Source organism: Streptomyces sp. NPDC038200, from assembly GCF_055600785.1.
Genome location: NZ_JBVJYH010000021.1, coordinates 54,840 through 72,144 on the forward strand (window position 1 = coordinate 54,840; position 17,305 = coordinate 72,144).

Consider the following 17,305-nt stretch of genomic DNA (forward strand, 5'->3'; position numbering starts at 1 on the left):
GGCTAGCGGCGGGGACTGACAATCGGGGCCGGCCGGACCGTCCGGGGAGGAAGAGACGCAGGTCAGCGCCCGGGGTGCGGTACGTCACCCCGTCGCCCGCACCCGCCCGGGGTGCGCTACGTCACCTCCGTCGTCCGCACCTCACTCCACCACGTGCCGGCCCTCGGGCCGCGCGCTGCACGAGGCGCGGAAGGCGCAGTGCGTGCAGTGCTGGCCGGTGCTCGGTGTGAACCGCTCGTCGAGGACCTTCCCGGCCGCGTTGGCCAGCAGATCGCCGACCCACTCGCCCGCCGGCGGCTCCTGGGTCTGCACCTTGGGCAGGGCCTCGCCCCCGTCCCGCTTGGCGGCGCCCTGCCTGAGGTGGACGAGTTCCGCGCCGCCGGGTTCGGGGCGTACGCCGTCGAAGGCCGTGTCCACGGCGCCCTCGCGGACGGCGAGCTGATAGACGGCGAGCTGGGGGTGCCGCTCCACCTCGCGCGCGGTGGGCGCCTGCTTCCCGGTCTTGAAGTCGACCACGTAGGCCCGGCCCTCGGCGTCGGTCTCCACGCGGTCCATCTGGCCGCGGATACGGACCTGGTAGTCGCCCGCTTCGAGGGTGACGTCGAAGTCCTGCTCGCTCGTCACCGGCCTGCGGCCGGTGCGGTCCAGCACGTGCCAGTTGAGGAAGCGTTCGAGCGCCGCGCGCGCGTTGTCCTTCTCCTGCCGCGACTTCCAGGGCGCGTCGAAGGCGAGCGCGTTCCACACCGAGTCCAGGCGTTCCATGAGGACGTCGAGGTCGGCGGGGCTGCGGCCGGAGGCGACCTCGTCGGCGAGGACGTGGACCACGTTGCCGAAGCCCTGCGCGGTGGTGGCGGGGGCGTCGGCCTTCACCTCGCGGCCCAGGAACCACTGCAGCGCGCAGGTGTTGGCGAGCTGGTCGAGAGCGCTGCCGGAGAGCACCACGGGCTGGTCGCGGTGGCGCAGCGGCACCTTGCTCTCGGTCGGTTCGAACATGCCCCACCAGCGGTAGGGGTGCGCGGACGGCGCCAGGGGGCGGCCGTCCTCGTCGGCGAGTGCGGCGAGCCGGGCGAGCCGGCGTGCGGCGGCCTCCCGGAGGGCTGCCGAGACGCGCGGGTCGACCGTGGTGGCGCGCAGCTCGGCGACGAGCGCGGCGACGGACAGCGGGCGGCGGGGGCGCGCGGTGACGTCCCTGGGCTCCACGCCCAGCTCGGTCAGGAACCGGGACGGCTGGTCGCCGTCGTCGGCCGGTGCCTTCACGGCGGTGACGACGAGGCGCTCACGCGCGCGCGTGGCGGCGACATAGAACAGGCGGCGCTCCTCGGCGAGCAGCGCCCCCGGGGTCAGCGGCTCGGCGAGGCCGTCCCGGCCGATGCGGTCGGCCTCCAGCAGCGAACCGCGGCGCCGCAGATCGGGCCACAGGCCCTCCTGGACCCCGGCGACGACGACCAGCCGCCACTCCAGTCCCTTGGAGCGGTGCGCGGTCATCACACGGACGGCGTCGGGGCGGACCGCGCGGCGTGCGAGGGTGTCGGCGGCTATGTCCTGGGCCTCGATCTCCTCCAGGAAGTTCAGGGCGCCGCGGCCGCCGGTGCGCTCCTCCGCGCGCGCGGCGGTGGCGAACAGGGCGCACACGGCGTCGAGGTCCCGGTCGGCGTTGCGGCCGGCCGCGCCGCCGCGCCGGGCGGCCCGCTCCAGGCGCGCGGGCCACGGCGTGCCCTCCCACAGGTCCCACAGCGCCTCCTCGGCCGTACCGCCGCCCGCGAGGCGCTCGCGGGCCTTGCGGAGCAGCGCGCCGAGCCGCTGGGCACCGCGCGCGTACGCCGGGTCGTGCACGGCCAGGCGCTCGGGCTCGGCGAGCGCTCGCGCGAGCAGTTCGTCGGACGGGGGCGGCAGGGGGTCGCCGGCGGCCCGCTCCTCCTCGCGCAGGGCACGTCCGAGGCGGCGCAGGTCGGCGCTGTCCATGCCGGCGAGCGGAGAGGCGAGCAGAGTGAGGGCGGTTTCGGTGTCGAGCCAGGTGGAGACGTCCGCGGTCCGGTCCCCGGCGTCTTCGTCGACACCCTCGGCTTCACCGGCTGCGACGTCGGCGCCCTCGGCGACACCCCCGGCTTCACCGGCTGCGACGTCGGCGTCTCCGGCGACACCCTCGGCTTCACCGGCTGCAACTTCGGCGTCTCCGTCGACACCCTCGGCTTCACCGGCTGCAGCTTCGGCTTCACCGGCCTCGGTGGCGTCCTGAACGGCGGTGGCGGCGGGCGTGTCACCCTCCGCGGCGTGGCTCTCCTCGCGGTGCCGCGCCTCCGCCGTGGCCACCGCGCGGAGGGCCGTGAGCAGCGGCGTCACGGCCGGCTCGTGCCGCAGGGGAAGGTCGTCACCGTCGATGTCCACGGGGACACCGGCCGAGGTGAGGGCCCGGCGGAGGGTCGGGAGGGTGCGGGAGCCGGCACGCACCAGGACGGCCATGTCGCGCCAGGGGACGCCGTCCTCCAGGTGTGCGCGGCGCAGGATGTCCGCGATGTTGTCCAGTTCCGCACCGGACGTCGGGTACGTGTGGACCTCGACCCGGCCGCCGTCCCGTACGGGGGCCGGCTCGCGGTGAGCGCGGACCTTGTCGGCGGGCAGCCGGGGCAGCGGCATGCGCTGGGTGATCAGCCGGGTGGCGGCCAGCAGGGCGGCGCCGGAGCGCCGGGAGGTGCGCAGCACCTCGACGGGGGCGGGACGGCCGTCCGCGCGGGTGAAGGCGGCCGGGAAGTCCAGGATGCCGTTCACGTCGGCGCCCCGGAAGGCGTAGATCGACTGGTCGGGGTCGCCGAAGGCGACCAGGGTGCGGCCCCCGCCCGCCAGGGCGTGCAGGAGCCGGACCTGGGCGGGGTCGGTGTCCTGGTACTCGTCGACGTACACGGCGTCGTAGCGGGCCGCGAGCTGTGCGGCGGTCTCCGGACGGCGGGCGAGCAGCACCGCGCGGTGGACCAGCTCCGCGTAGTCGATCACGCCCTGGAGGTCGAGCGTGTCGAGGTAGTCGGCGAGGAACGCCGCCGCCGCCCGCCAGTCGGGGCGGCCGATGCGGCGCGCGAAGGCGTCCAGGGCCTCCGGGCCGAGGCCCAGCTCACGACTGCGGGCGAGGACGGCACGGACCTCGTCGGCGAAGCCGCGCGTGGTCAGGCAGGCGCGCAGTTCGTCCGGCCAGCGCACATGGGTCAGGCCGAGCCGCTCCAGCTCGGGCTGGCCGGCGAGCAGCTCCCGGACGGCGACGTCCTGCTCGGGGCCGGAGAGCAGACGCAGCGGCTCGGTGAACCGGGCGCTGTCCTGGTGGGCGCGGACCAGTGCGTAGCAGTACGAGTGGAACGTGGTCGCCCGGGGCGCGCGGGCCGCTCCCATCCGCAGCGCCATGCGGTCGCGCAGATCGACGGCGGACTTGCGGCTGAACGTCAGCACCAGGATCCGCTCGGGATCGCCGCCCCGGGCGATCCGCGCGGCCACGGACTCGACCAGGGTGGTGGTCTTGCCGGTGCCGGGACCTGCGAGGACGAGCAGCGGTCCGGTCCTGTGGTCAACCACGGCCCGCTGCGCCGCGTCCAGACGAGGGGGATCCACGACGGCCGGCGGGGTACGGACCAGTCGGTAAGCGCCACGGCTCCCCTGCCGCACCGAGGGGTGCGGCAGGCGCCTGGTGGAGGAAGAGGAGCTCACGTGATGGGCCGGTCCTGGTGGTTGTGCTGGTGGGCAGGCGGTCACACGGGCGAGGCGGTGGCCGCGGGGTGAGGGGGACACGTGCTGCCGACGCTACGCCGCCGCTCCGGACGGAAGCAGGGCTTCCGATTCTTCCCTCGCGGCGCTCGCGCCACGCGCGTCCCCCGTCTCACGAACGTACGCCATGCCACGGACGTCCCCCGTGTCCCTCGAACGGATCACACGTCCGCCCCGGCGGCATCCGATGGCGGAAGCTGTCAGATGTGACCCCCCGCGCCCGCGTCGCCGTCCCATCGGGCCCGTCGCATGTCGAGCCGCGGCAGATGGCCCTCCGCACTCCTGCCCGCCTGCTTCAGCGGTGTGCCCTCCGCTCGGTAGCGGTCGAGCGCGCGCAGTTCGTGTCCGGGCAGCAGCACGCCGTCGGCGCGTACGACGCGCCACCACGGCACGGCACCTCCGTAGAGCGCCATCACCCGGCCCACCTGACGCGGGCCTCCTTCGGCAAGCCACTCGGCGACGTCGCCGTACGTCATGACCCGGCCCGGGGGAATCCGCTCGGCGACGTCGAGAACCCGCTCGGCGTACTCCGGCAGCGCGTCCGCGTACTCTTCGCGGGCGTCTTCGGAAGGGCTCTGCTCGCTCATTCACCCCATCCTGCCGCACTCCGCCGACATCCCCGCGGGCCTGTGAGGAACGGTCCTCTCGCCCCCGGGCGGTCCTTCGGGCAGACTGTGCGCCCGCGCATCCACACCCTGATGCCCGTGTGTGTCGGTGGGGCATGCCACCATCGTGCGGGCGGTGACTGGTGATACGAGACCAAGAAGAGACCATGAAGGAGCAGGGCGTGCACCCCGAAGGAGCGGCGGGCACCCCTGACGCCTCCGCGCGCCGCGACACCGCCCGCGCGGACGCGGGCGGCACCGACGCGCACCGAGAAGACACCGGTCCGCGCAAGGACGACGGCCCGCGCGCGGAGGGACCTCCCGACGTCCCGCGCGGGGAGGGACATCCTCCCGACGCCCCCGGTGCCGGCGGCACGTCCGCGCGGGGTGACGAACCCGACACCCGCGAGAACGACGACCCACACGCGCGTGACGGCGGCACAGGCGCACATGCCGACGGCTCGGACGCGCGTGACGGCGGCACCGGCGCGCGTCGTGACGGTGCGGACGCCGCCGGAGGGGCGCCCGGATCCAGGAGAGCGGCCCCGGACCACCGTCCGTGCGCCGAAGGCGACCCCCACGCCGAGCAGGTGGAGGGCGACGAACCGCTGCTCCCCGCGCGCGTGCACCGTCCCTCCGACCTCATGCGGCTCCTGGTGGGCGTGCTCGCCATCGTGGTGCTGCTCGCGATCGCCGCGTTCGCGCACGGCACCACCTCGGGCCTCGAACAGGACATCAACAAGGGCACCGGGCAGGCCCCGGACCTGTTGATCAAGATCGCGGGGCTGGCCTCCAGCATCGCGATCCTGCTGGTGCCGGTCGCCTTCGCGATCGAACGGCTGATCAAACGGGACGGGCTGCGCATCGCCGACGGCGTCCTCGCGGCCGTCCTGGCGCACGGAGTGACGCTCGCCACCGACCTGTGGGTCGCCCGGGCGGCCCCGGACTCGATCCAGGAGGCGCTCACCCAGCCCTCGCCGGGCGACATCCACGCGCTGACCGACCCGGTGCACGGCTATCTCGCACCCGTGATCGCCTACATGACGGCCGTCGGCATGTCCCGCAGGCCCCGATGGCGCGCGGTGCTGTGGATCGTGCTGCTGCTCGACGCGTTCTCGATGCTGGTCACCGGCTACACGACCCCCTTCTCGATCATCCTGACGGTCCTGATCGGCTGGACCGTCGCCTACGGCACCCTGTATGCAGTGGGCTCCCCCAACGTCCGCCCGACCGGCCAGACCCTGATGGCGCGCCTCAGGCACGTCGGCTTCCACCCCGTCAGCTCGGCCCGTGAGGAAGCCGTGGAGACGGAGAACGGCGACCGCGGCCGGCGCTACTTCGTCACCCTGGAGGACGGCCCTCCGCTGGACGTCACGGTCGTCGACCGGGAACAGCAGGCACAGGGCTTCTTCTACCGCGCGTGGCGCAATCTGACCCTGCGCGGCTTCGCCACCCGCTCCAGCCTCCAGTCGCTGCGCCAGGCGCTGGAACAGGAGGCGCTGCTGGCGTACGCGGCGATCGCGGCGGGCGCCAACGCGCCCAAGCTGATCGCCACCTCCGAACTCGGTCCCGACGCCGTCATGCTCGTCTACGAGCACACCGGCGGGCGCACGCTGGACTCGCTGGCCGACGAGGAGATCACCGACGAGCTGCTGCGCAACACCTGGCACCAGGTGCAGGCACTGCAGTCGCGGCGCATCGCGCACCGCAGGCTGGCCGGTGACGCGATCCTGGTGGATCGTTCCGGCAAGGTGATCCTCACCGAGCTGCGCGGCGGCGAGATCGCGGCCGGTGAGCTGCTGCTGCGCATGGACGTCGCCCAGCTGGTCACCACGCTCGGCCTGCGGGTCGGCGCCGAGCGGGCCGTCGCCTCGGCGGTCGGGGTGCTCGGCCCGGACGCGGTGGCCGACTGCCTGCCGATGCTCCAGCCGATCGCGCTGACCCGCTCCACCCGCTCCACGCTCCGCCGGCTGGCCCGGGAGCGAGCCCAGCGCGAGCGCGAGGCGGTGCTCGAAGCCTCCCGGCAGGCCAAACCCGCCCGCCAGGAGGAGGCCGCCGCGACGGCCCCGCTCGAAAAGCCCGACAAGAAGGCGGTCCGTGCCGAGCAGCGCGCGGAGAAACGGGCCATCGACGAGGCCCTGGACGAGGCTCGCGAGGAGGATCTGCTCACCCAGATCCGGCACGAGGTGCTGCGGATCAGGCCCCAGGCGCCGGTGGAACCGGCCCGGCTCGAACGGGTCCGGCCGCGCACGCTGATCAGCTTCATCGCCGGTGCGATCGGCGCCTACTACCTGCTGACGCAGCTCACCCACATCGAGTTCGGCACGCTGTTCGCACAGGCCCAATGGGGCTGGGTGGTCGCCGCGGTGCTGTTCTCCGCGCTCAGCTACGTCGCCGCGGCGATGGCCCTGCTGGGGTTCGTGCCGGAACGGGTGCCGTTCCCGCGGACCGTCGCGGCACAGGTCGCCGGATCGTTCGTGAAGATCGTGGCGCCGGCCGCGGTCGGCGGTGTGGCCCTCAACACGCGCTTCCTCCAGCGCGCCGGCGTCCGCCCGGGGCTCGCGGTGGCGAGCGTCGGCGCGTCGCAGCTGTTCGGGCTCGGCTGCCACATCCTGATGCTGCTCTCCTTCGGCTACCTGACCGGCACCGAGAAGACGCCGTCGCTGTCTCCGTCCCGCACCGTCATCGCGGGCCTGCTGACCGTGGCCGTGCTGCTCCTCGTGGTCACCTCGGTGCCGTTCCTGCGGAAATTCGTCGTCACGCGCGTGAGGTCGCTCTTCGCCGGTGTCGTACCGCGCATGCTCGACGTCCTCCAGCGGCCCCAGAAGCTCGTCACCGGCATCGGCGGCATGCTCCTGCTGACCGCCTGCTTCGTGATGTGCCTGGACGCCTCCATCCGGGCCTTCGGCGACGGCTCGGTGTCGCTCAGCATCGCCAGCGTCGCCGTCGTCTTCCTCGCCGGCAACGCGCTCGGCTCCGCCGCGCCCACCCCGGGCGGCGTGGGCGCGGTCGAGGCGACCCTCACCGTGGGGCTGATCGCCGTCGGCCTGCCCAAGGAGGTCGCCGCCCCGGCCGTCCTGCTGTTCCGGCTGCTGACCCTGTGGCTGCCCGTGCTGCCGGGCTGGCTGGCCTTCAACCACCTCTCCCGCAAGGGAGCCCTGTGAGCGCCCTCGCCCGGTGACGTACCTCGGACGGCCCGCGCCCGGCGCGCGCCCCCGCGTGCACGCCGCCACGATGGGGGTATGGCGAACCCCCTCCGGCTGCGCGCCGCCGCGCTGACCACCACCGCTGTGCTGCTCTCCGCTGTGCTGGCCGGATGCGGCGGCAGCTCCACCGGCGGGGACGTCACGACGCAGAAGCTGGACTGGAAGGACTGCCCGGCCCCGTCCGAGGCGGAGGGCGGCGGCAGCGCGCCGTCCCCGCTGCCGAACGGCACCGACTGGCAGTGCGCCACCATGAAGGCGCCCCTGGACTGGAGCGACCCGAAGGGCAAGACGATCGACCTCGCCCTGATCCGCGCCCGGACCAGTGGCCCCGCGAGCAAGCGGATCGGCTCGCTCATCTTCAACTTCGGCGGCCCCGGCGGCAGCGGCGTCACCACGCTGCCGGCGTTCGGCTCGGACTACACCACCCTGCGCACCCGCTACGACCTGGTCAGCTTCGACCCGCGCGGGGTCGGCCGCAGCGCACCCGTGAAGTGCGAGAGCGACGCACAGCTGGACGAGTACTTCCAGCAGGACGCGACCCCGGACACCACAGCCGAACGCGCGGAGTTCCTGCAGCGCACCAAGCAGTTCAACGCGGCCTGCGAGACGAACTCCGGGAAGGTCCTGCCGCATGTGCGCACCACGGACGCGGCCCGCGACATGGACCTGATGCGCCAGGTCCTCGGCGACGACAAGCTGTACTACTTCGGCATCTCCTACGGCACCGAACTCGGCGGCGTCTACGCCCACCTGTTCCCCAAGAGGGTCGGCCGGGCCGTCTTCGACGGCGTCGTGGACCCCACGGAGGACCCGGAGCAGAGCGCGCTCGGCCAGGCCGAGGGCTTCCAGCTCGCCCTCGACAACTTCGCGAAGGACTGCACGTCGAAGACCACGGACTGCCCGATCGGCGACACCCCGCAGGACGTGAAGGACCGCATCGCGAAACTCCTCGCCGACCTGGAGAAGAAGCCGATCCCGGGCGTCTTCCCGCGCCAGCTGACCCAGACCGCCGCCACCAACGGCATCGCGCAGTCCCTGTACTCGAAGGACTTCTGGGAGTACCTCACCGAGGGGCTGGAGGAGGCGTACGACGGCGACGGCAAGATCCTCATGCTGCTGTCCGACTCGATGAACGGCCGCGACGCGAACGGGGAGTACAGCAACCTCATGCCGGCGAACATCGCCATCAACTGCGCCGACGACAAGCCCCGGTACACCGCCGACCACGTCCAGCAGCAGCTGCCGCGGTTCCACTCCGCGTCCCCGCTGTTCGGGGACTACATGGCCTGGGGCATGCTCAGCTGCACCGACTGGGCGGTGCCGGGCGCGGCCGATCATCCGGACGTCAGGGCGCCGGGGGCGGCGCCCATCCTCGTCGTCGGCAACACCGGCGACCCGGCCACCCCGTACGCCGGCGCGAAGAGGATGGCGGACGCGCTCGGCAAGGGCGTCGGCGTCGAGCTGACCTACCAGGGTCAGGGGCACGGCGCGTACGACAGCAAGAACAAGTGCGTGCAGAGCGCGGTGGACGGCTACCTGCTGAACGGGAAGGTGCCGAAGGCCGACAAGGTCTGCTCCTAGACAGACTCCGCCGACCTGCCGAAACCGCAGTTCAGAGCGTTATCCACAGGCTCACACAGGCCGGGCAGCGGGCGCCTACCATGGCCTGAACGCCCGGCGCGGCACGAGGCGACGGGCCTGTCAGGGGGGTGCGCATGACGCGATTTCTGCGGTGGACGGCCGCGCTGGCGGCCGGGCTGCTGCTGGCCGGCTGCGGCGGGTCGGGCGGGGACGACGGCAGGGACGGGGTCAAGGAGACCGACTCGGCTCCCCCGTCGGCGCCGGGCTCCACCGCCACGCCGTCCCGGGCGCTCCCCTCCTCCCTCACCTCCCAGCGCCTCGACTGGCGCCGCTGCAAGGCCACCGAGAGCTCCGCCGCGCCGAGCGACACATGGCGGTGCGCGACGCTGAAGGTGCCACTGGACTGGTCCGAGCCGGGCGGCAGAACGATCGGTCTGGCCCTCATCCGCGCGCGAGCGACCGGTGGCGACCGCATCGGGTCACTGCTGTTCAACTTCGGCGGCCCCGGCGGCTCGGGTGTGTCGATGATGCCGTACTACGAGAACTCCGTCTCCGCTCTCCACGAGCGATACGACCTGGTGAGCTGGGACCCGCGCGGGGTCGGCGCGAGTGAGGGCGTCCGCTGCCGCGGCGACCGGGAGATCCAGGCCGCCGAGGACGTGGACGCCACACCGGACACCCCGGCCGAGGAGAAGGCGTACTTCCAGGACGCCACCGACTTCGGCAAGGGCTGCCGGCGGGCCTCCGGCCCCCTGCTGGCCCACGTGTCCACCACCGACACCGCCCGCGACATGGACCTGATGCGCCAGGTCCTCGGCGACGACGAACTCCACTACTTCGGCATCTCCTACGGCACCGAACTCGGCGGCGTCTACGCCCACCTGTTCCCGCGCCGGGTGGGGCGCATGGTGCTCGACGCGGTGGTCGACCCGACCGCGGACACGGTGGGCCACGCCCAGAACCAGGCCCGGGGCTTCCAGCGGGCCCTGGACGACTACCTCGAGTCCACCGGCCGGGACCCCGCTCAGGGCTCCCGGAAGATAGCCGGCCTGCTGACCCGGCTCGACGCCAAGCCGCTGCCGACGTCGTCCGGGCGGAAGCTGACCCAGACGCTCGCGGTCACCGGGATCATCCTGCCGCTGTACAGCGAGTCCAGCTGGCCGAGACTGACCAGCGCGCTCGGGGCGGCGGAGAAGGGCGACGGTTCGCCGTTGCTGGCGCTTGCCGACGAGTACAACGACCGGGACGGGTCCGGGCATTACGGCACCATGTCGCACTCCCAGCGGGCCATATCGTGCCTGGACGAGAAGCAGCGGCCGACGCTCGCCGAGACAAAGCGGCGGCTTGGGGAGTTCGAGCGGATATCTCCGGTGTTCGGGGACTTCCTGGGCTGGGACACGGCCGGCTGGTGCCACGACTGGCCGGTGCCGGGCCAGTACGACACCCCGGAGGTCGGCGCACCGGGCGCGGCGCCGATCCTGCTGGTCGGCAACACGGGCGACCCGGCCACCCCGTACGAGGGCGCCCGCAGAATGGCCGACGAGCTGGGCCACGGCGTGGGCGTCGAACTCACCTGGAAGGGCGAGGGACACGGGGCGTACGGCAGCGGCAGCGACTGCGTCGACTCGACGGTGGACGCCTACCTGCTGAAGGGAACGGTACCGAGGGACGGCACAACCTGCTCCTGACGGAGCTAAGCGCCCGACGACGAGGGGACACACCGGCCGGTCACGAGGTTCACGGCGTCGAGCACCGTCCTCCGGTACACCGAGGGCGCCGACCGGCAACGGCCGAAGCCCACGGCGGCTGAGCTGGTCAGAGCCGTGGGCTTCGTCAGAACCGCTGGTCAGCGAGTCGATGGTCAGCGGGCCGAGGGTCAGTAGACCGGCTTCTGCGGTTCGATCTGGTTGACCCAGCCGATCACGCCGCCGCCGACGTGGACCGCGTCGGCGAAGCCCGCGGACTTCAGGACCGCGAGGACTTCCGCACTGCGGACACCCGTCTTGCAGTGCAGGACGATCTTCTTGTCCTGCGGGAGGCCCTCCAGGGCGGTGCCCATGAGGAACTCGTTCTTCGGGATCAGCTTGGCGCCCGGGATGGAGACGATCTCGTACTCGTTCGGCTCGCGGACGTCGATGATCTCGATGTTCTCGCCGTCGTCGATCCACTCCTTGAGCTGCTTCGGAGTGATCGTCGCGCCGGCGGCCGCCTCCTGGGCCTCCTCGGAGACGACGCCGCAGAAGGCCTCGTAGTCGATGAGCTCGGTGACGGTCGGGTTCTCGCCGCAGACCGCGCAGTTGGGGTCCTTGCGGACCTTGACCTGGCGGTACTGCATCTCGAGGGCGTCGTAGATCATCAGCCGGCCGACCAGCGGCTCGCCGGTGCCGGTGAGGACCTTGATCGCCTCGGTGACCTGGATGGAGCCGATGGACGCGCACAGCACGCCCAGGACGCCGCCCTCGGCGCAGGAGGGGACCATGCCGGGGGGCGGGGGCTCCGGGTAGAGGCAGCGGTAGCAGGGGCCGTGCTCGGACCAGAACACGGACGCCTGGCCGTCGAAGCGGTAGATCGAGCCCCAGACGTACGGCTTGTTCAGCAGCACGCAGGCGTCGTTGACCAGGTAGCGGGTCGCGAAGTTGTCCGTGCCGTCGACGATCAGGTCGTACTGGCTGAAGATGTCCATCACGTTGTCGGCTTCCAGCCGCTCCTCGTGAAGGATCACGTTCACGTACGGGTTGATGCCCTTGACGCTGTCCCGCGCGGACTCGGCCTTGGAGCGGCCGATGTCGGCCTGGCTGTGAATGATCTGGCGCTGCAGGTTCGACTCGTCGACCTCGTCGAACTCCACGATGCCGAGGGTGCCCACGCCCGCGGCGGCCAGGTACATCAGCGCCGGCGAGCCCAGGCCGCCGGCACCCACACAGAGCACCTTGGCGTTCTTCAGCCGCTTCTGCCCGTCCATGCCCACATCGGGGATGATCAGGTGGCGGGAGTACCTGCGGACCTCGTCTACGGTGAGCTCAGAGGCTGGCTCGACCAGGGGTGGCAGCGACACGGGGACTCCGTTGGTCGGTCAATCACTACAGTTGTTCTCCCCGTAACACTGCCACGGCCTTCTTCATTCCGAGACACCCGTTCCGACAAGCGAGACGATGTCGTCCCAGTAGCCGGGCATCGTCTCCCACGGGTCGGTGCGCCCGCCGCCGTCGGTGTGGTCCGTCAGGTAGATCGTCGCCGCGCCCTGCCAGCGGGCTATCCGCAGCGCCTCGTCCAGGTGGCCGCGGGGCACGCTGTGCACGAAGTGGCAGAACCGGTCGGGCGGGTAGTCGGCGGTCCACTCGGCCGCCTGCGACCAGCGGTAGTCGGACCAGGGGCCGCAGAAGGTCACGAGCTGGTCGGCGTTCTCGGCGTAACCGGGGTGCGGATGGCGGCCGTGGCCGAGGACGACATGGGCGGTGTCGCTGATCGCGCGGAGCGTGGTGATCGCGCGGCGGACCTCCGGCAGCGCGGTGCGGTCGGTGGGGCAGCGGTCCAGCAGGAAGCCGTCCACCCGGTACCAGTCGAGATGGCGGTGGGCGTCGGAGAGCAGGTCGCCGAAGGCGCGGGCGCCGTAGGTGAGGTCCAGGTGGCCGAGGAGGCGGACGCCCGCGGCTCGCAGCCGCCCCGCGGCCTGCAGACAGTGCGGGTCGGGACGGCTGCCGGGGCCGGCGGCGACGTCGAGGGCCACCCAGTCCAGCGGGGTGCCGGGGCGGGCGAGTTCGGCCCACTGGGCGGGGGCGACGAGCGGGTGCGCGTAGCCGGGGATGCCGAGACCGGTGCGGACGCCGGTGCCGGTGGCGCCGGCGGTGGTGCTGGTCAGATGCGGCATGCCGCCTCCATCCAGATGTCGGCCAGGGATTCTTCGAGGTTGATGCGGGGACGCCAGCCGAGCCGGTCGCGGGCGGTGCGCACATCGGCCTGCTGCCAGCTGCCGCAGCCGTCCGGGTAGGGGTACGCCGCCGGGGACGCGTGTTCGGAGTCGGCGCGCGGGTGACCGATGGCGGCGCGCAGCGGACCGGGCGGGGCGTCGAGCTCGTGGAGGGCGCCGCCGTATCCGGCCACGCGCGCGAGGACGGCGGCGGCGTCCCTGAGGCGGACGGCCCGGCCGGAACCGATGTTGATCACACCCTGCGCGGCGGAGAGCGAGGCGGCGTGCACGGCTCGCGCGACATCGCGTACGTCGACGAAGTCGCGCTGCACGCCCAGGCCGGCGAGCTTGAGTTCGCCGTCGCCGGACTGCATGGCGCGGCGCATGGCCTCGGCGAGCCGGCCCAGCGGGGAGCCGGCGGGGGTGCCGGGGCCGGCGGGCGAGAAGACCCGCAGGACGACCGCGTCCAGGCCCGAGCCGAGGACGAGTTCGGTCGCGGCGAGCTTGCTGACGCCGTAGGGGCCGCCGGGGCGCGGTACGGCGTCCTCCGCCGTGGAGGAGCCGGGCTGGCTGGGGCCGTACTCCGATCCGCATCCGATCTGCACCAGCCGGGCCCCGCACCCGCTGCGGCGCAGCGCCTCGCAGACGGTGGCGACGGCGACGGTGTTGTGCCGGGTGAGTTCGCGGGCCCCGCCACGGGTGGCGCCCGCGCAGTTGACGACGACCCCGGGGTGGACCGCGTCGAGGAAGCGGGTGAGCGCGCCCGGGCTGCCGCTGGCGAGGTCGAAGCGGACGTCGGCGTCGTCGCCGCGGCCGAGCGCGGTGAGCTGGACGGCCGGGTCGGCGAGCAGGCGGTCGGCGACGAAGCGGCCGATGAAACCGTTGGCTCCGATCAGCAGGACCCTCATCGGGCGGCTCCCGGGGTGTGCGCGGCGGCGGTACCGGCCGTCTCGACGGCTTCTGCGGCTGCTCCGGGCGCTCCGGCGGTTCCGGTGGTTCCGGACGCTCCGGGTCGGGAGGTGGTCATCTGGTGTTCTCCTTCAAACGGGTCGTGCGGGTGCCCGCGGCGGTGGATCGGGCCGACGGGCAGGAGGTTCACTCGGGGGCTCCCGTGGGCGCGTGGGCCGAGGCTCGGGTGAGGGTGCGGCCGGCGTGCCACAGCAGGGCGAGGGCCGCGGTCCCGCAGGCCACGGTGGGTACGGCGGCCTCGCCCCAGGCGTCGGTGAGGGTCTCGACGGGAGTCGCCAGGGAGGCGCAGCCGGGCAGCCGGCCGGCCAGCGGCAGCGTGAGGGCCGCGGCTTCCGTCGCCGTCGCGGCGCCCAGCGCGAGGGCGGGGGCGTGCCGGTGGCGGTGCACGGTGAGCAGTCGGGCCGACAGGAGCAGGGCGCCCAGGGTGAGGGCCTGCGGGTAGGCGGCGGGCTCGTGCAGCACGGTGCCGCACAGCACGAGCAGTGTCCCGAGAGCGGTCAGGAACAGGGTGAGCGCGCCGAACAGCAACGGCTTCGCGGCGGCGGTGAAGTCCTCCAGGCCGCGGCTGCCGACGAGCCTGCGGCGGGCGCCGGCGGTGAGGAGGTGGGCGGACCAGGCCGCCGGGGCGCAGGCCAGCAGAAGGGCCAGGACGGGTGCGGTGGCGGTGGGCCAGGGGCCGTCGGGGGCGCCGGTGGGCAGGGTGTCGGGGCCGCCCGTCATGACGGCGTGGAGGAGGCCGTCGCCGAGGAGGGCGTACCCGAGCAGCCAGAGGGTCCCCGCGCGGGTACCGGCTGCGGTGCGCCGTGCGCGGGTACCGGGCCCGGCTGCGGTGCGCCGTGCGCGGGTACCGGGCGGACCGGCGAGCGGGGCGTGGCGCAGTGCCGTGCGCGTGGCGAGGGCGACGGCGAGGAGACCGCCGAGCGCCACCAGCTGACGGGGGTGTCCGTGGGTGAGGCGCAGTCCGGTCACCGTGGCCGCGCCGAGCGCTCCGGGCAGGAGCGTGAGCAGGATCCAGCCGGCGCGGACGCGGGGCACCGGCAGGGGCCGGGGTTCCGGGCGGGGACCGGCGTTGCGCGGCACGCGCGCGTACAGCTCCTCGGCGAGGGAGAACACGTCCCGGTGCCGGAATCGGGCGGCGGTCCGGTCGGTGACCCCGTGCGCCTCCAGCCCCGCGGCGATCTCCAGCGGGTCCACGGCCCGTTCGCACAGCTCCCGGTGCCGGTGCAGCAGGGCTTTGACCGGGTCACCGGCTCCTCGACGCGGTCCCACGGCATGCCGCCCGCCCGTCCCCCGCTCCCCCGCCGCGTCGGACCGCGGGCGTCCCGCCGGGCCCCGCGCGCCGGACTCCGGCTCGGGCGGCTCGTTCCGGTGCCACCGGTCGGCCACCGGGTCGGCGCTGTCGGTGGTGCGGCTGTGCAGGTCGCTCATCGTGGTCCCTCCGCCGCGGCCAGCGGGGTCGCGCGGACCGGGGTGTTCGTGGCCCAGCCGGGGATGGCGCGGGGCAGCACGCGGGCCGTGGGACGGGTCCAGCGGCCGGGGACGCGGGACTCGGCGGGGGTGGCGAACGGGAGGGGTTCGCCGGACTCGTCCAGGACGACCCGGCGGACCGGGCAGTGCGAGACGATCTCCAGGTAAATGCCGTGAAATGCCGCGATGTTCTGCTCGACGGTGAACAGTTCGAGCGCCCGGGCGCGCGCGGCGGCACCGAGGCGCGCACGACGCTCGGGGTCGCGCAGCAACACCACGCACGCCTCCGCGAGCGCCCTGGGGTTGCGCGGGGGCACGACCAGTCCCGTGCCGCCGATGACCTCCACCACGGCACCGACGTCCGTGGACACGGTGGCCCGCCCGCAGAACATGGCCTCGACGAGGCTGACGGGGAAACCCTCCACGACGCTGGAGAGGAGGACGACCGCACCGGCGGCGTACGCGTCGGGCAGCGTCGGGGCCTCCGGTGCGCCGATCTCCTCGAAGGAGACGGGGTTGTCGCCGACGGCGTGCGCGTCCACCGCCTCGTCCGGGAAGAGCTGCGCGGCGAGCGCCCGGCAGTGGCCGAGGTAGGCCGCGCCCTCGGCGTCGGAGGGCGCGCCCACGATCCGCAGGCGGGCCTCGGGTTCCTCCCTGCGGACCTCGGCGAAGGCGTGCAGCAGGGACACCAGGTCCTTGGCGGGTTCGACCCGGCCGACCCAGACCAGGGTGTGCGGATCCGCGTGGTCGGGGGACTCGCCGGCCTCCGTGAAGCGTGCCGAGTCCATGCCCGGATGCACCGTGCGGATCCGGGCGCGGTCGGCGCCGCACCGTTCCTGCCAGCGGCGGATGTGGGCGTTGCCCGGGGTGAGGATCTCGGCCCTGCGGTAGACCTCGGCGGCGAGGCGGCCGTGGAAGGCGGTGACCAGGGCGCGTACGGCGGGGGGCGCGGTGTCGGGGCCGAGGGTCAGGTAGTGCGAGCGGAGCTGCACGCCGTACTCGGTGACGAGCAGCGGTACGTCGCAGAAGTGCCGGGCGAGCAGCCCGCAGACGGCGGCGGGGCCGGCCGCGGTGGCGTGGCAGAGGTCGGCCGCGCCGAGGCCGTCGTCGCCGTACCAGTCGAGGGAGAGAGGGCGCAGGGCGCGTTCGAGGTGCGCGGTGACGGTGAGGAGGTCGGTGACGCGCGCCTCGCGCGCCGTGCGCAGCGCGTGCGGGGCGCGGCAGGCGCGTTCCAGGGCGCGTACGGCGGTGTCGGAGCGCAGGGCGCCGACGAGTCCGCCCTCCTCGCGGGCGAGGTCGGCGAGTCCGTACAGCGCGTTGCCGAAACGGTCCGCCAGGTCACCGGCGGCGGCTTCGGCCGGGTTCGCGGCTCCGGCACAGACGGCCGCGAGCAGCTCGCCGTAGCACTCCTCGAAGCGCCGGCGCGCGCGCCGTCCGCCGGCCCCGTCGTCCACGGCCGTCCACAGCGGTGCCGTTCGCACGCGCCTCACCTGCGGAGGGAGCGGAACGAAGCCTTCGGCCTCCTGGCGCCGGCTGCGGCTGAGCGCGTAGACGTCGAACTCGTGCCGGTCCAGCCCGCGCACGAGCCGGTCGCACCAGAGCCCGGCGTCACCGGTCACATAGGGATAGCCACCCTCTGTCAGCAGTCCCATGCGCACGTGTGCACCCCCGATCTCCCGTCCGAGGAGCCGCAGTCGTCCTCGCGGCTCGCAGCGGGAAGAACGTAAGGGGACAAGGTGGTGGTGCGGCGGACGGTTGTCCGTCGCACCACCAAAAGGGGTGAACGGTCGTAACTTTCGCGTGCGGGTCGCGTTCTCGCGCGCTAT

Annotated in this window: 10 protein-coding genes; 3 read left to right on the plus strand and 7 right to left on the minus strand. The window is 73.5% G+C overall.

All coding sequences use genetic code 11. The features are described 5' to 3' along the window. Positions 1–141: 141 nt before the first annotated feature. Together ACZ7KF_RS33050 and ACZ7KF_RS33055 are read right to left on the minus strand one after the other, a co-directional pair. Complete coding sequence (locus tag ACZ7KF_RS33050) at positions 142–3,687, minus strand: ATP-dependent helicase (RefSeq protein WP_471083393.1); 3,546 nt, start codon at positions 3,685–3,687, stop codon at positions 142–144. Positions 3,688–3,944: 257 nt separating this feature from the next. Continuing rightward, positions 3,945–4,331, minus strand: a complete 387-nt coding sequence (locus tag ACZ7KF_RS33055) for an MGMT family protein (RefSeq protein WP_471083396.1) — start codon at positions 4,329–4,331, stop codon at positions 3,945–3,947. A 185-nt stretch (positions 4,332–4,516) separates the two neighbouring features. On the opposite strand from ACZ7KF_RS33055, the gene ACZ7KF_RS33060 reads away from it, so the two are divergent. From ACZ7KF_RS33060 to ACZ7KF_RS33070, 3 genes are all read left to right on the plus strand, one after another. Then, a complete protein-coding gene (locus ACZ7KF_RS33060) occupies positions 4,517–7,513 on the plus strand; it encodes a lysylphosphatidylglycerol synthase domain-containing protein (RefSeq protein WP_471083398.1) in 2,997 nt (998 codons plus the stop codon). 78 nt (positions 7,514–7,591) lie between these two features. After that, on the plus strand, positions 7,592–9,136 hold the full coding sequence (locus ACZ7KF_RS33065) for an alpha/beta hydrolase (RefSeq protein ID WP_471083401.1): 1,545 nt from the start codon (positions 7,592–7,594) through the stop codon (positions 9,134–9,136). A 134-nt stretch (positions 9,137–9,270) separates the two neighbouring features. After that, entirely contained in the window at positions 9,271–10,824 is a 1,554-nt protein-coding gene (locus ACZ7KF_RS33070; RefSeq protein ID WP_471083403.1) for an alpha/beta hydrolase, read from the plus strand. 188 nt (positions 10,825–11,012) lie between these two features. Here ACZ7KF_RS33070 and moeZ read toward each other — a convergent pair whose 3' ends face one another. The 5 genes from moeZ to ACZ7KF_RS33095 form a co-directional block, all read right to left on the minus strand. After that, positions 11,013–12,191 carry an adenylyltransferase/sulfurtransferase MoeZ gene (gene moeZ / locus ACZ7KF_RS33075; protein WP_471083406.1) on the minus strand — a complete coding sequence of 393 codons (1,179 nt, stop codon included), beginning with the start codon at positions 12,189–12,191 and terminating at the stop codon, positions 11,013–11,015. A 63-nt stretch (positions 12,192–12,254) separates the two neighbouring features. Continuing rightward, positions 12,255–13,004 carry a spherulation-specific family 4 protein gene (locus ACZ7KF_RS33080; RefSeq protein ID WP_471083409.1) on the minus strand — a complete coding sequence of 250 codons (750 nt, stop codon included), beginning with the start codon at positions 13,002–13,004 and terminating at the stop codon, positions 12,255–12,257. Then, positions 12,992–13,951: an NAD-dependent epimerase/dehydratase family protein gene (locus ACZ7KF_RS33085; protein WP_471083412.1), complete on the minus strand. Its 960-nt coding sequence runs from the start codon at positions 13,949–13,951 to the stop codon at positions 12,992–12,994. Before ACZ7KF_RS33085 ends, ACZ7KF_RS33080 begins: the two co-directional genes overlap by 13 nt. Positions 13,952–14,138: 187 nt before the next feature. Next, a complete protein-coding gene (locus ACZ7KF_RS33090) occupies positions 14,139–15,440 on the minus strand; it encodes a hypothetical protein (RefSeq protein WP_471083415.1) in 1,302 nt (433 codons plus the stop codon). Then, entirely contained in the window at positions 15,437–17,131 is a 1,695-nt protein-coding gene (locus tag ACZ7KF_RS33095) for a DUF3492 domain-containing protein (RefSeq protein WP_471083418.1), read from the minus strand. Before ACZ7KF_RS33095 ends, ACZ7KF_RS33090 begins: the two co-directional genes overlap by 4 nt. Positions 17,132–17,305: the final 174 nt, after the last annotated feature.

What these genes read in the sequence shown, in the direction of transcription:
- ACZ7KF_RS33055 (WP_471083396.1), bottom strand. Translation starts at nt 4,331, where the DNA reads ATGAGCGAGCAGAGCCCTTCCGAAGACGCCCGCGAAGAGTACGCGGAC.
- ACZ7KF_RS33060 (WP_471083398.1), top strand. Translation starts at nt 4,517, where the DNA reads ATGAAGGAGCAGGGCGTGCACCCCGAAGGAGCGGCGGGCACCCCTGAC.
- ACZ7KF_RS33065 (WP_471083401.1), top strand. Translation starts at nt 7,592, where the DNA reads ATGGCGAACCCCCTCCGGCTGCGCGCCGCCGCGCTGACCACCACCGCT.
- ACZ7KF_RS33070 (WP_471083403.1), top strand. Translation starts at nt 9,271, where the DNA reads ATGACGCGATTTCTGCGGTGGACGGCCGCGCTGGCGGCCGGGCTGCTG.
- ACZ7KF_RS33080 (WP_471083409.1), bottom strand. Translation starts at nt 13,004, where the DNA reads ATGCCGCATCTGACCAGCACCACCGCCGGCGCCACCGGCACCGGCGTC.
- ACZ7KF_RS33085 (WP_471083412.1), bottom strand. Translation starts at nt 13,951, where the DNA reads ATGAGGGTCCTGCTGATCGGAGCCAACGGTTTCATCGGCCGCTTCGTC.
- ACZ7KF_RS33090 (WP_471083415.1), bottom strand. Translation starts at nt 15,440, where the DNA reads ATGAGCGACCTGCACAGCCGCACCACCGACAGCGCCGACCCGGTGGCC.
- ACZ7KF_RS33095 (WP_471083418.1), bottom strand. Translation starts at nt 17,131, where the DNA reads ATGGGACTGCTGACAGAGGGTGGCTATCCCTATGTGACCGGTGACGCC.